The sequence below is a fragment of the Oceanimonas baumannii genome, assembly GCF_002245495.1.
Taxonomy (GTDB): domain Bacteria; phylum Pseudomonadota; class Gammaproteobacteria; order Enterobacterales; family Aeromonadaceae; genus Oceanimonas; species Oceanimonas baumannii.
This window is the reverse complement of the sequence record NZ_NQJF01000002.1, coordinates 381,156-396,017: the sequence shown is the minus strand read 5'-3', so window position 1 is coordinate 396,017 and position 14,862 is coordinate 381,156. Positions and strand designations below refer to the sequence as shown.

General features: G+C 55.6%; 9 protein-coding genes. 1 reads left to right on the top strand and 8 read right to left on the bottom strand.

The window, feature by feature from the left end:
• From B6S09_RS03870 to B6S09_RS03840, 7 genes are all read right to left on the bottom strand, one after another.
• Positions 1–3,133: retention module-containing protein (locus B6S09_RS03870; RefSeq protein WP_141201984.1), on the bottom strand; the 3,133-nt coding region annotated here is incomplete at its 3' end.
• 213 nt (positions 3,134–3,346) lie between these two features.
• The gene (locus B6S09_RS03865) at positions 3,347–5,254 is read right to left on the bottom strand and encodes a bifunctional diguanylate cyclase/phosphodiesterase (protein WP_094277172.1); all 1,908 of its coding nucleotides are present in this window, start codon (positions 5,252–5,254) and stop codon (positions 3,347–3,349) included.
• Positions 5,255–5,336: 82 nt separating this feature from the next.
• Entirely contained in the window at positions 5,337–6,020 is a 684-nt protein-coding gene (locus B6S09_RS03860; protein ID WP_094277171.1) for a transglutaminase-like cysteine peptidase, read from the bottom strand.
• Positions 6,017–6,616 carry an OmpA family protein gene (locus B6S09_RS03855; protein ID WP_094277170.1) on the bottom strand — a complete coding sequence of 200 codons (600 nt, stop codon included), beginning with the start codon at positions 6,614–6,616 and terminating at the stop codon, positions 6,017–6,019. Before B6S09_RS03855 ends, B6S09_RS03860 begins: the two co-directional genes overlap by 4 nt.
• A gap of 20 nt (positions 6,617–6,636) precedes the next feature.
• Positions 6,637–7,941 (bottom strand): TolC family outer membrane protein, encoded by a 1,305-nt coding sequence (locus B6S09_RS03850; RefSeq protein ID WP_094277169.1) that lies wholly within the window; start codon positions 7,939–7,941, stop codon positions 6,637–6,639.
• 21 nt (positions 7,942–7,962) lie between these two features.
• A complete protein-coding gene (locus tag B6S09_RS03845; protein WP_094277168.1) occupies positions 7,963–9,345 on the bottom strand; it encodes an HlyD family type I secretion periplasmic adaptor subunit in 1,383 nt (460 codons plus the stop codon).
• On the bottom strand, positions 9,338–11,479 hold the full coding sequence (locus B6S09_RS03840; RefSeq protein WP_166670279.1) for a type I secretion system permease/ATPase: 2,142 nt from the start codon (positions 11,477–11,479) through the stop codon (positions 9,338–9,340). The genes B6S09_RS03845 and B6S09_RS03840 overlap by 8 nt, the downstream gene beginning before the upstream one ends.
• A 236-nt stretch (positions 11,480–11,715) precedes the next feature.
• Here B6S09_RS03840 and B6S09_RS03835 point away from each other — a divergent pair, with 236 nt between their 5' ends.
• Complete coding sequence (locus B6S09_RS03835; RefSeq protein WP_094277166.1) at positions 11,716–13,338, top strand: methyl-accepting chemotaxis protein; 1,623 nt, start codon at positions 11,716–11,718, stop codon at positions 13,336–13,338.
• Between the two features lie 121 nt (positions 13,339–13,459).
• Here B6S09_RS03835 and B6S09_RS03830 read toward each other — a convergent pair whose 3' ends face one another.
• The gene (locus tag B6S09_RS03830; RefSeq protein ID WP_094277198.1) at positions 13,460–14,818 is read right to left on the bottom strand and encodes an MBL fold metallo-hydrolase; all 1,359 of its coding nucleotides are present in this window, start codon (positions 14,816–14,818) and stop codon (positions 13,460–13,462) included.
• Positions 14,819–14,862: the final 44 nt, after the last annotated feature.

Genomic DNA, 14,862 nt, shown 5'->3' with positions numbered 1-14,862 from the left:
CCACCCCCACCACGGCACCACCGGTTGCCCAGTTATCGGCTCCGGCGGTGTCGTTATCGAGCACGCCATCAACAGCACTCACGTTCAGGGTATCCCCTTCGGTGACGCTGTTGCTGTCATTCGCAGCCACCGGCTCGTCATCCACAATGGTGATGACCACGGTGTTGGTCACCGTGTTGCCGAAGCCGTCGGTGGCGGTGTAGCTGAAACTGTCGGTCTCTGCGACGCCATCCACGTCCGTCGTTGCTTGGGTCAGGGTGTAGCTGAAGGTGCCATCGGTGTTCACCGACCAGCTGCCAAAACCAGCGGTGCCACTTTGTGCCCCGTCCACACTCCAGCCAGACTGCAGGTTGAGGCTGCCATTGATGATTTTTTCACTGTCATCGCCGGCACTGGTGCCCGCCGGCAGGCCCGCTTCATCCACCTGACCGGTGGTGGTCGCCGGCACCCCGGTAACGTCGTTGACATTGATGGTCAAGGTGGCGTACGCCAGATCGCCGTCGCCGTCCTGTACCGTGTAGGTGAACACGTCCTGCGCGTTACTGTTAATGGCATCGGCCGTGGCCACATAGGTGTAGCTGCCATCGGCGTTCAGCATCAGGCTGCCGTAGCTGCCGGCCACGGTCGTGCCCACGTTGCCATTGCTGGCCGCTGCCCCACTGTTACCGGCCACCACCCCCACCACGGCACCACCGGTTGCCCAGTTATCGGCCCCGGCGGTGTCGTTATCGAGCACACCATCAGCGGCATTCACCGCCAGGGTATCCCCTTCGGTGACGCTGTTGCTGTCATTGTTGGCATTGGGGCCATCGTCGCGCACTTCAATGCCCAGGATGCCCTGTACCGGTGAGCCGTCGCTGTCGGTCACCCGGACATCAAAGTCATCACGTACCACATCGCCCGCTTCTACCTGATTGGGATCGGTGTGATCTTCGGTGTTGTCACTCAGGGTATATGCCCAGCGATAACTGCCGTCGGGATTTTGCGTCACCTCCAGGGTGCCATAGGTGCCGGACACGGTGCCGCCCCCGGTGACATTGACCCAGGTGCCACTGCTGTCCTGAACCCGCACTTCCAGACTGGCCAGGCTGTCACCGAAGGTGTTGATGTCCAGGGTGCCGCGGGTGCTTTCGTTATCACTGCTGCCATCGGAGCCGCCGTCATCCAGCGCCGATTCCGCCACCCAGTCACGACCATCATCAAAGGTAATATTCAGCGTGGGAGTGGAGTCTTCTCCCACCGTCACCGTCAGGATCGCAGTATCGCTGTCGCCGTCACTGTCGGTAAGGGTGTATTCAATCTGCACCTGTCCTTCGGTACCGGCCGCCGGCTCAAAGCGGATCTGACCGTCTTCGGTAATGCTGACCGTGCCCGCCTCTTCAAACCCCGGCAGCAAGACCACCGCGGTCACTTGCGCGCCGTCGGCACCCTCAACGTCATTGGCCATCACATCCACCACAATGGCGGTGTCTTCCGGGGTACTGACGCTGTCATTGTTGGCATTGGGGCCATCGTCGCGCACTTCAATGCCCAGGATGCCCTGTACCGGTGAGCCGTCGCTGTCGGTCACCCGGACATCAAAGTCATCACGTACCACATCGCCCGCTTCTACCTGGTTGGGATCGGTGTGATCTTCGGTGTTGTCACTCAGGGTATATGCCCAGCGATAACTGCCGTCGGGATTTTGTGTCACCTCCAGGGTGCCATAGGTACCGGACACGGTGCCGCCCCCGGTGACATTGATCCAGGTGCCACTGCTGTCCTGTACCCGTACTTCCAGACTGGCCAGGCTGTCACCGAAGGTGTTGATGCCCAGGGTGCCGCGGGTGCTTTCGTTATCACTGCTGCCATCGGAACCGCCGTCATCCAGCGCCGATTCCGCCACCCAGTCACGACCATCATCAAAGGTAATATTCAGCGTGGGAGTGGAGTCTTCTCCCACCGTCACCGTCAGGATCGCAGTATCGCTGTCGCCGTCACCGTCGGTAAGAGTGTATTCAATCTGTACCTGTCCTTCGGTACCGGCCGCCGGCTCAAAGCGGATCTGACCGTCTTCGGTAATGCTGATCGTGCCCGCTTCTTCAAAGCCCGGCACAAAAGCCACACCAGTAACAGTGGCGCCGTCCGCGCCTTCAATATCGTTATCAATTACATCCACTACTATGGGAGTATCTTCCGGCGTACTGGCAAAATCATCAATGGCATCGGGGCCGTCATCCAGTACTTCAATATGAATATTGCCGGTGGCCTGTTCACCGTCATCATCGGTAATACGAACCGGAACAACTTCCGATAAACGATCGTTATCAAAGACCGCATCGCTGTCGCCATGCTGCTGAGGATCATTAACCGTGTAGGTCCAGTTATAATTTTCATCAAACACCAGGGTCCCGTATTCCGTTAGCACGGTGCCGCCACTGGTAATATCAACCCAGTTACCGCTGGCATCCTGCACTTCTACCAATGCCAGTACATCATTACCGGTATTAATAATTAGGGTGCCGCTTGCCGATTCATTGTCAGAGCCGGAACGGCTGCCAACAGGTAAAGCACCTTCATCGACCCAGGCAAAATTACCATCTGCAAGTTCAGGGAACACCGGAGGAATTTCAGCAGGCGTTAACGGAGGGTTATAGTTAATATCCAGCTCAGGGAGGCTGTTTTCATCCAGTAACCGGGGCAGCTCATCAAGCACAGTCGCAAATGCCTCGGGCGCAAAGGCGGTATCAAAACCAGCTTCGGCCAGCAGCGCATCACCGGTTCTGTCCACCACCACAAACCCGGCATTGCCGCTGCCGTCGGCAGTCACTGGTCCGGCTGCGGGGTTACCGGCTGCAGGCGCATCAAACAATTTGGTAGGGTCAAGACCAGCCAGAATGGCAGCCTGAATGGCTTCTGCTTCTTCGGCTGCACCAGGGGCATCTGTCATATCTGGCTGGGTAACAACGGTACCGGCTTCAGCCGGAACATCAGTGTAAACAATACCGGAGTTTTCATCGGTCAGCAGCACACTGCCTGCAGGCAAAATCTGTCCCGGACTTACCGGCGTCACAGTGCCGTCTTTTTCAATAACAAACGCCTGACCTTTCAGGCTGGTAATTTGAACAGCGCTTTCAATGCGTACGGTATCCATGCTTTTAGCCCCTTTTTTTCCTTTAAATTAAGGTTAGGGCTGCTTCACTTATGGATCCTGCACAAAATTTAGCCGCATCAGGAAGGGTTAATAATAGCTTCTTTCTATAAAAGCGAACAATCTACCCATTCGAGTCTCGTTTTTGGATTAAGAGGTAGTCACCCATTCCCAAATGGACTCATGTAAACCTTATCCGCCAGCAGGTGCCAAAGCCTACAGCAGGCGACCCGGCGGGCTGACAAATCCCTGATAGGCGTCTACATGTAGGGTTTTCAGACGTTCTACCTGCTCACCGGTTTCCACTCGAGACGCGATGGTCAATGCTCCCATACTGTGTGCTGCACGGCATACCGCAGCCAGAAAAGCATCATTATAATCAGGATGCTGTACCTGACTGGTGTAACCATGATCCAGCTTCACATACACAGGCCTTAACTTTCCCAGGTGCACCAACAAATCAAAATGCCGACCAAAATGATCTACACCCCAGTCAACTTTCAATCCGGCAAGTGGAGAAATCAGCCGCTCCCAGCCAAGGGCAAAAGCGCTTTCTGGCAACTCCAGCAGGAGCCGGTCGCGCACCGGCTCATAGCGTTCCAGAATTTGTGACAGCTTGCGCCAGAATCCTTCCTGATGACAGCTCTGTCGCGTTACGTTGACCGCCAGCTTCAATTCCGGCCGGGACTCCAAAATACGTAATACGCAGGCAATTACATGCAAGTCCAGCCGCTCCCCCAGGCCAAATTGCTCGGCCACCGGCAAAAAATGATCGGCACCATAGGCAATATCGTTGTTACGGATGCTGACAAATACTTCATCGTGACAACGCTCACCACTAAAGTTCATCACTGCCTGTGTGCTCAGTTCAAATCCGTTGCTGTCCAGCACCTCCTCCAGCCGCGCTTTCCACTGCAATCTGCCCAGTCGTTCCCGCTGCTGGTGCGCATCAACAACAACGCCGGTTTCATTGATCCGCGCCCGGTTAAGCGCATGGTCCGCCCGGGTGAGCAAGCGGCTAATATCGTCACCGGGTTGTACCAGCACAATGCCTACCACTGACAGCTCACGTTCATCACCCGGATCTTTCACCAGTTCGGCAATGCGCCGGTTAATGGCATCTCCCAACTGCTTAAGCAAGGCCGGATCCGGCTCGCTAATCAGCACTGCAAACTCCGTCAGCGAAATACGTGCCAGCACATGTTCACCAAAATCCCGGCATAACTGACGTAAATGCTTGCCGATCACCCGCAGCATCTGATCCCGGGCCTCAAACCCCTCCTCTTTGTACAACCAGTTAAGCACCGTAGCCGAAACCATCACCAGGGCTCCACCACGGTCGTCATCCAGCCAGCTCTGGCTTTGCGCCGTCAGCCAGGCTCGATTGCCAAGGCCGGAGGTATGGTCCAAAAACGCCCGTTTTCGCAAACGTTCGGCCTCGTCAGCCTGCTCTTCAAACTGCGCTTCCAGTTTGCCCGACATATGATTAATGGCCTGTACCACCTGCTTAAGCTCACGGGTAGCGGGCAACGCAATGGTCTTACCAAAATGATGCTGCTCAATATCTCTGGCCTGCAGTTCTATATCGTGCAGCGGCTTCAGTAAATGGCGCAGCGCCATCACCAGCGCCACCCAGACCAGCGCAAAACTGATGGAAAACCAGGCCAGCAAACGGCTCATGCCCTGCCACAGCTGAAAATAAGCATGCCCGGTATGCCCCTCCACATACAGCTGTCCAAGCTGCATCCAGCCAGATGTCAGCACCGCCTGGTGATGCCCGCCTTCAAACAAGCCCAGCTCTGAAAACCAAGCCGGTACTCCCCGCGGGGGAGCGATGTTTTCCCGGGTAATGGTCATATTACCGGCCAGCAGGTTCAGCTCTACCTTACGGTAATAACCGCCATCGAACATGGCATTGATGACCGACTCGGCCCCCAGCTGGTCCTCATTTTCCAGATAAGGAGTTAACGCAAGCCCCAGAGAAGTGGCCGTATTGATCACCATAAATTCCTGCTGCTGAGCAAGGTAATTGCGGGTTGAACTGAACTGCACCGAGTAGGCTGATACAAACAGCAGGAAAAACAATATCAGCGTGGTGATCAACAGTTGCCGGTATAGCGTCATATCCAAGTCCTGTTAATAAACTCCTGACCCAGCCATGGAAATGGGGCCGTCAATGGTAAGCCCCGTTTCAGCGATGACATGCTTAATCGAGATTAATGGCGGGTCGCTTCAGGCGGGTGGTATTCAGCCGGCTCCGTAAATCATTCCATAACGAAAGCCGCGACGACTCACCGGCCAGCTCCCCCCGGCCCCGTTCTTTCATCAGCCACAAATGTTCACCGTTAAAGCTGTAAATAGGTGCCAGATCACCCCGCTGTGTGGCCGGCATAATCTCTGTTTTAAGGTTGTCCAGGATCAGCGGAACTGATGCCGGCGTCGGATAATAGGCCACGACCATATGAAACTGATTCAACTCCAGCGCCTTGACATAAACCAGGCGAAGCTTGTGATCCGCAACACCCAGCTCCCGCAATGAGAAATACTTTGCCAAGCTGAAATCTTCGCAATCTCCCCCGCCAGCGCCAATAAACTCCATGGGCGTTGCCCAATAGTCATTCTTCGCCCACAATCTGATGTCATCAACAAACGCCAGCCGGTTAAAAAATCCGTTAATCCGTGTCATGGCCTGCTGCTCATCCCAGCCTACGCTTTGCCCCTCACGTACCAGCCGTCGCCACTGCGCCAGCCTCCCTGCCGCTGCCGAACCATACACACTCTGCACAGCGGCACGCATGTGGCTGTCTTCTTCTTCCAGTGACCAGGCTGGCACCCCGAGCAACACGCTCAGCAGTACCAGCCCGTAAAGCCGGTGATAAATCGGCCTCATTGCTCAGAAGCTGGCTCCATGCTGTATACATTCCAGCGCAGTCGCGCCCCCTCGGTCATATTGGTAAGCGCGCCCACCACCCGCCGGTTGGCGGCAGCCGACTGCTCATCGTCTCCCATCAATACCGGTTTGCTCTCGCCATAACCGATAATCTCCAGGCGCTCACCGGCGACCCCTTGTTGGATCAGGGCTCGGCGCACTGTCTCTGCCCGCCGTTTAGACAACGCCAAGTTATAGGACTCGGTTCCCACCTGGCTGGCATGCCCTTCCAGCAGCAGCTTCAGCTCGGGGCTGTCGGTCATAAACGCCGCCATCTGGTTTATCTCACCTTGATACTTGGGCATGATGTTCGATTTGTCGTGCGCAAACAGCACAATAATATCCTGCTGTAATACCCGGTTTTCACTGCCGCCACAGCCATCGTTATCCACCAAAGCATTCATGACTGAGTCCAGACAGTTATCCCGGGCAGTGATCACACCGTCTCTGTCCATATCGGTAAGATCATATTGAGGGGTTGTTTCGAGCTCCGGCTCGGCAGTAAGGGAACACCCCGCCAGCGGCAGCACCAAAGCCAGCAAAATCCATGTTTTCATCGTCATTCTCCTTGTTGTTGTTACTGCCACTGCTCAGGCTGCGTAAAGCGCAATGCATCCAGCAACTGACCCGATGCATTGATAATGCGATATTCCGCCAGCAACTGATCATATTCCGCATTAATGTAAGAACGCCGAGCCTCAAACAACTCGTTCTCGGTGTTCAGCACATCCAGCAACGTCCGGCTTCCCAGTGAAAACTGTTTCTTGTACGCATCCACAGTGTCGTAACTGGACTCCACATGCCGGCGCAAAAAGTCTTTCTGCCGGCCCAACGACTCATACGCCGCCCAGGCCAGGCGCATGCCTTCATCCACCTGACGGTGGGCATTCATATGAATGTCTTTGGCCTGCATTTCCAGCGCCGAGGTAGAACGGCTGCGAGCCACATCGGCACCGCCGTTAAACAGGTTGTAGCGCATGCGAACCATGGCGGTGAAATCGTTGTTATGGCCGCGAATGCCGTCTATGTCATCATTCCAGTTACTGTCGAGCTCAATGTTTACCTTAGGGTAAAAGCCTGACTTGGCATCTTTGTGCTGTTGATGCGCCGCTTCCACATCAAAAGCGGCCGACTTCAGGGTGGGGTGCTTCTCTTTCGCCACCACCAGCGCGTCTTCCAGCGTGGGCGGCACAAAATTGGCGTCAGGCGAAGGCTGACGTAAATCGCCGGGCATCTCGTTAACCAGAGACATAAACTGGCTTTGTGCATCCCGCAGATTATTTTCTGCCGCTGTCATATTGGAATAAGCCCGCGCTACCCGGCCATTAATTTGATTAAGATCTGCAGTGGAGCCCACCCCCGAGCTGGTACGCCGCTGAATATCCGACAAAATCTGCTCGTGTGTCGCCAGGTTACGCTGCGACAACTCTACTATTTCATGCTGGCGTAGCACGTTGAGGTAAACTTCAGCTACCCGCAGTGCGATATTTTCTGCGTCCGATAACAGGGTGTAACGCTGGGCATCAGCTTCCGCCTGGGTACGATGTACATTGCTGGACGTTTTAAAGCCATCGAACAACATTTGCCTGAGCGACAGTCCGGCTTCCTTCCTGGTCAGTGTTTTATCTGCCCGAGGGTCACCATCGCGCACACCGGGGCTGTCGGTGTATTCATAACCAATGCCGGCACTGGCATCGAGCTTGGGCAAATAACCTGCCACTGCCTCATCGTTGTCATATTGCCGTGATTGATAAAGGTGGAAGGCCTCTTTCACCTTGGGATGGGTCATCAGAGTCTGCGTGACCGCCTCTTCCAGTGTTTGCCCATAGGCCGGCAGTACCATGACGGTACCGACCAGCACTGCAATCGCCGATTTTTTCATTATTGACACTCCCTTTCTCACTTAACGCTCACGCAAAGCACCCTGCTTTGCTCTTAAGATGGGCTTAAGCAGATAGTCCAGTACCGTTTTTTTCCCGGTAATAATGTCTACCCCGGCCTGCATGCCCGGAATAATCCGAAGCGGTGCCTGCTCGCTGCCCAAATAACTTTCATGTGTTCGAATGGTGGCCAGAAAAAAAGTATTGCCGTCTTTATCCTGAATGGAATCAGCACTGATTTTTTCCACCTCACCCATCAGCCCACCGTAAATGGTGAAATCGTATGCGGTGAACTTGACCATGGCCTCCAGCCCCGGTCGTAAAAAGCCGATATCGCGCGGTTCAATGCGGGCTTCTACCAGCAGCGTGTCTTCCAGCGGTACGATTTCAACCAGGCTCACACCGGGCTGTACCACGCCTCCCACCGTATTCACACTCAGGGTTTTTACCGTTCCTTTTACCGGCGACAGCACGGAAGTTCGCTTCACCCTGTCTTGCAGACCAACCTCTCCCTCTTTTAACTGTGCCAGCCGGCCGCGCCGTTCATTGAGCTCCTGCTGCGCTTCTGAGCGAAAACTCAGGGCCACTTCTTTGCGCTTGAAAATAGCCTCACGCAGGGTGGCCTCCAGTTTGGGCAGCAACAACCGGGCCGAATTGAGCTCCCCCTGCAGTTCATTCAGCTGTCGCTCGAGGCGCAGAATCTCAACCTGCGGCACAATGCCTTCCCGGGCCAGCGGCCGGCTCATGTTCACTTCCCGGGCGGCCAGCCCAACCCCTCGGCGCAGGGTGCTGACCCGGGAGTTGGTTTCCACAATCTCCTGTTCACGCTGGCTGATCTGGTTACCGATAATGGATAACTGGTTTCTGACATAATCCAGCCGTTCGTTATACAGCGAGCGCTGAATGGCCGGCTGCTCGGCATATTGGGCCACAAATTCATCGGGGAAATTCAGCGGCACCGGCACAACCTGCACCTGTTCGCGCCAGCCGGCATTGGCATCCTCCTGCACCAAAATGGCGTCCACCTGCGCGCCCAGCCGCAGCACATCCCCCTGCAGGGCCGCAATTTCCTGCTCACGCTCGCGCAAGTCCGATTTAAAACGGGTATCGTCGATCAGCAGCAATGGCTGGCCTTTTTCCACCCGCTCCCCCTCACGTACATACAACTCGCGCACTATGCCCCCTTCCAGGTTCGACACCACCTGCAACTGGCTGGACGGGATCACGGTGCCGGTGCCGGACGTTACTTCCTCCAGCCAGGCAAGGCGGGCCCAGACAATGGCCGCCAGTACAAAGGCGAGCATGCACCACAACAGCGCGCGGGCCCCTTTGGGCGTATTCAGCAACAGGGCAGCAGCCGTGTCACTGGCATACTCCAGTTGTTCCGGTCTGGGAGGGTTAGCCATGACTGGCCTCCCGCACCGGGGCCGCACCGGCCTGCAGTTGCGCCAGTACCTGCTCCTTCGGGCCGCTGGCCATGATCCTGCCCTGTTCCAGCACGATCAGCCGGTCCACTACATCCAGCATGGAGGTACGGTGTGTAACCAGCAGCAGCGTTTGCTCTTTGGTCAGGTGCTTAAGCTGCTCACGCACATGCAGCTCAGAGCGGTTGTCCATATTGGAAGTAGGCTCGTCCATCATCATGATCACGGGGTTATTGAGCCAGGCTCTGGCAATGGCTACCGCTTGTCGCTGTCCTCCCGACAGTAAGCGGCCGCCCTCACCCACCTGGCGATCCAGACCGTCGGGATCCTGGTGAGAAAACAGGGTTACCCCGGCCCGGTCTGCCGCTCTCAGCACCGCCTCTTCATTAACCAGCGGATTAGCAATCACAATGTTGTCGCGCAGGGAGCCATAAAACAGGGTGACATCTTGCGGCACGACCCCCAGGTTGCTTCTCAGGGTGGCCGGTTGCAGCTGCTCGATATTAATACCGTCAATACGGATGGTGCCTTCCGTGGGTTTATAAAGGCCGGCCACCAGCCGTTCCAGAGTGGTTTTGCCCGAGCCAATACGGCCAATAATGGCCACTTTTTCACCCGGCTTAATGTGCAGGCTCACCTTGTTCAGTACATTCAGCTGCGAGCCGGGATAACAAAAGCTCACTTCCTCAAATACGATGTCGCCCTTAAAACGGGGATGATGAATAAAACGCCGGCCTGCTTCCTGCTCATCAGGGGCCGCCATCACGTTTTCCAGAATATCCATGGCCGAGCGGGCATGGTTGTAGCGGGTAGAAAGCACGGACAATTGCACCATGGGGGCAATGGCCCTGCTGCCCAGCATAACGGCGGCAATTAACCCGCCCATAGACAGCTCACCGGCGGCAATAAGGTATACCCCCAGCACAATCAGGCTGATGGTGGTTACCTGCTGAGTAACACTGGCCAGCACCGACACCCCGTTGGTCAGCCGGCGGGTTTTCATGCCCCAGTTTGCCATGTGGCTCACTGCCTGCTCCCAGCGATGCTGAAACGCACCCTGGGCACCAAACAACTTGATGGTTTCCAGCCCGGCAATGCCCTCCACCAGGTTGGCATTTTTCTGCGAGGCCAGGCGTGACCCCTCCTCAATGCTGTGCCGCAGCGGCCGTTGTACCAACAGGCTGATCACCAGCAACAGCAGCATGGCGATTAACGGAGCCCATACCATGTGGCCGGCAAATACCCAAATAATGAACAAAAACAACAGCGCAAACGGAATGTCCACCAGTGCAGCCACGGTGGCTGAGGTCAGAAATTCACGAATGGCCTCGAACTCCTGCAAATGCCGGGCAAACGCCCCGGTAGAGGGCGGTCGGGCTTCCATGCGCATGCCCATCACCTTGGAAAAAATACGGGCTGAGAGCAGCACGTCGGCTTTTTTCCCTGCCACATCAATAAAGTGGCTGCGCAGCAAACGCATTACGAAGTCAAATACGAACACCACGGCCGCCCCCGTGGCCAGCACCCACAGCGAATCGAACGCCAGGTTAGGCACAATCTTGTCGTAAACATTCATGGTGAACAGCGGGGTAACCAGAGCGAACAGGTTAATCAGCAGCGAACCGGCCAGTACATCACGATAAATAGAGGCAGAACGGCGAAGGGTGCTCCAGAACCAGTGGCCATGATCATGATCCAGCACCTGAGGTGATCGCTCATCAAAGCGGAAACGGGGTTTCAGCAAGATAAGCCGGCCACTGTAACTGTCGGCCAGGTTACCGGCAGGCAACCATTGTTCGCCTTCACCGGTGTCAGGCAATAGAATCCGGTAACCCCGTTCATCATCCTGCTCAAGTAATACGCAGGCACTGCCGTTTTTCAGTAATAAAATGCAGGGCAGCAATAAATCGGAAATATCGCCAAGGGAAGATGTATCCTGTCGAGAAGAAAAACCGGCACGCTCTGCCGCTCGGGGGAACAAAACCGTCGTCAGCCGGCCATCAATCAGCGGCAGGCCATGTATCAGCGCCTCTCCCTGATGAGGCTGACCATAAAAACGGGTAAGAAATACCAGGCTCTGCAACAACGAACACCCGGCGGAGTTTGCATCCTGCATCCCCATCACCGCTCCATGTGTTAGCACCTGAGGCTAAGTCTAGTGAAACAATGAGGAAACGGCGAAAAATCGAACAATTAATCACACCAGAGCGGACGCGCTGCGGTCCTGACCTCTTTTTTGATCTGGCTCAGTAAACTGGCCATAACTTCCCCGTTAGCCTGGTTGCATCAGGCACCGGAAACGGGTTTAATCTGCGGCTGATTTTTAGCGCGGCTGTAAAAAAGGAACGTTGTATGCTTCGAAAAATTAGAATAGCCCCTCGCTCTGCCATGGCTTTTGGCACTCTCGGTCTTATTACCCTTATCATTGGATTAATGGCCATTGCTCAGCTTAAAAGCATCGACAACCTGGTATCAGGCCTCACCTATAAACGTATTCCCGCTACCAACAACGTGGGTAAACTGCGTCAGAACTTTCTGCTGCTCCGGCTGTATACCCTGAACGCCGTTTATCCGAAAGATGACCAGCACCGCAGAGAATCACTTAGCCGCCTGCAGGAGCTGGAAAAAGAGTTCGATCACGATATTCAAACCATGCAAAGCTATATCACAACGGATGAAGGCAAGGCTCTGCATGCCAGGCTGGAAGCAGCCAAATCGCAATATGATCAACGACATCAACAACTTGTTAGCATGATCCAGCGTAACCAGCAGGAACAGGCAGAACAATTCCGTTATCAGGGCTTTAACGAGCTGGGCATTGCCGTTAGCAGTGCTCTTGATAATATCGCCAACTATCACCAGAGACGGGCTACGTTAGCTGCCGAGCAGGCCAACAGCACCATAAAAGTCTCCACCCTGGCCATGGGTATTGCCATGATCGTAGCCATCGCTCTGGTAGTGGTTCTGGCACTGCTGTTCAGCCGGAGCCTGCTGCTGCCCATTCGCAAAGCGGTAGAGGTGAGTGAAACCATTGCCTCCGGCAACCTCACCACCCACTTCAGCGACGACGCCAAAGACGAAGCCGGCGAGATGATCCGGGCCCTGGCCGCCATGCAACAGCAGCTGAAAAACACCATTCTCGATATTAATGATTCATCCACTCAGCTGGCCTCCACAGCCGAAGAGCTGAGCGTGGTGACTGATCAGTCCACCCGTACTCTGCAACAGCAAAGCGATGAGCTGGAGCAGGCCGCCACAGCCGTGAACGAAATGACATCTGCTGTGGAAGAAGTGGCCCGCAATGCGGCCGCCACCTCCCAAAACTCTGACATCGCCGATGACAAAGCCCGCATTGGTCACGATAAGGTCATGCACACCATTAATACGGTGACCGAGCTGGAGCAGGAAATCGTCAATACCCGTCAGGGGGTAGAAAGCCTGGCTAACCGGGTGCGCGACATTGGCAGCGTGCTGGATGTTATTCGTGGTATTGCCGAACAAACCAACCTGCTGGCCCTTAATGCCGCCATTGAAGCCGCCCGGGCCGGTGAATCAGGCCGTGGCTTTGCCGTGGTGGCTGACGAAGTTCGGGCACTGGCACACCGCACTCAGGAATCCACCAAAGAAATTGAAAGCATGATGCATGCGATTCAGAACGAAACTAACGACACCGTCAATGCCATTCACGTTAGTACCGAACGCAGCGTGCAGACTCGTCAGGTTGCCCAGGAAGCCGGGGAGGCTCTGCAACTGATCACAGAAGCCATTATACAAATCAATGAACAAAACCAGACCATTGCCAGCGCCGCTGAAGAGCAGGCCTCGGTATCCCGAGAGGTAGACCGTAACCTGGTCAATATCCGCGACCTCTCGGTGCAAACCTCTGCCGGCGCACATCAGACCAACGTCTCGAGTAACGATCTGGCCCGTCTTGCCGAACGTCTGCATCAACTGGTCACCCAGTTCCGGGTGTAATGCCCCTGGATTCCGGCCTACGGGCCGGAATCCATTCCTCAGACGGCGCTGTTGGTTAAGAATGTGCACATCTGCACGGGAGCGACGACACTGTCTTTCCAGCCCCCAGACCGGGATCCCTTTAAGGCACAACCACCTCGCACTCCGGCAACAACACCGCCAGCTTCTGCTGCAACACGGTTTTGGCACCGCTCTCCCCATGAATGAGCCTGATTTGCCGGGGCGGCGGATTCATACCGGTCGCAAATGCGATCAGATCGTCTTGCCCGGCATGGGCCGAATAACCACTCACCTGATGCACCCGGGCTCGAATATCAAAGCGCTCACCATCAAGCTCCACCCAACCGCCCCCAGGACCATATTCCAGAATATCCCGCCCCGGAGTGCCCTCGGCCTGATAGCCGACAAACAACACATCGTTACGCGCATCATTCAGCAGCGCCTTTAAATAATTCACCACCCTGCCCCCGGCACACATCCCTGAGCCGGCCAGCACCACACAAGGCTGATGCGAGCGGGCCAGGTACCCCACCGCATTAAGGTGGTCCTGATGTGAGTTGATCACCGTTAACTGCTCAAACGACAACGGATGCCTGCCCTCACTCACCCGTGCGTGAGCCTCATCATTCCAGAATGGCTTCAGCTTACGATAAATCCCGGTAAAATTTGCCGCCAGAGGAGAGTCCACTACCACCTCCAGTTCATTCCAGGGCAGTCCCGGTGCTGCCTGTTCGCCGCCAAACTCCGCAATCAGGCTTTCCAGCTCATACAGCAAATCCTGCGTGCGTCCCAGACTAAAAGCCGGAATAAGCAAGGTACCACCATCTTCCAGCGCATGTTCCACCGCTACTTTCAGCCGCAAACGGCGATCTGCGCGACTTTCATGATTTTTATCGCCATAAGTACTTTCCAGCACCAGAACATCTGCGTATTCGGGTGATTCCGGCGGTACCAGCAAGGGGGAGTGAGGAGCCCCCAGGTCGCCGCTGAAGACAATGCGCTGCTCGCCGGCCTCACACTCCACATAGGCTGAGCCCAGAATATGCCCCGCCCGTTGCAGCCGGATGCGTATATCACTGCCCTCTACCTGTTGCCACTGGCCATAAGGCAAGGGCCGCAAACGCGAAGCAAGCACCTTAAGCACCCGCTCAATCAGCTTTTTATCACGGGTAAAACCAATTCTCAGCGCATCTTCCAGCATGGCTGGCAGTAATAAGGCCGACGGCTGCGAGCAATATATCGGCCCTTCAAACCCAGCTCCCAGTAAATAAGGCAGCCGCCCCACATGATCAATATGCACATGAGTCACAACCAGCGCTTTAATATGCTCCACAGGAAAATCAATGGCCAGGCCGTCCCGCGCATCCAGTCCCTGAAATAAACCGCAGTCAATTAACACACCGGCCCCGTTTAGCCGCAGTTCATGACAAGAACCGGTCACTCCCCGTACCGCGCCGTGATGTAAAATGTCCACCGTCATGTTCACCCCCACCGATGCATCCCGCCCTTTTACCCGTTAAGATA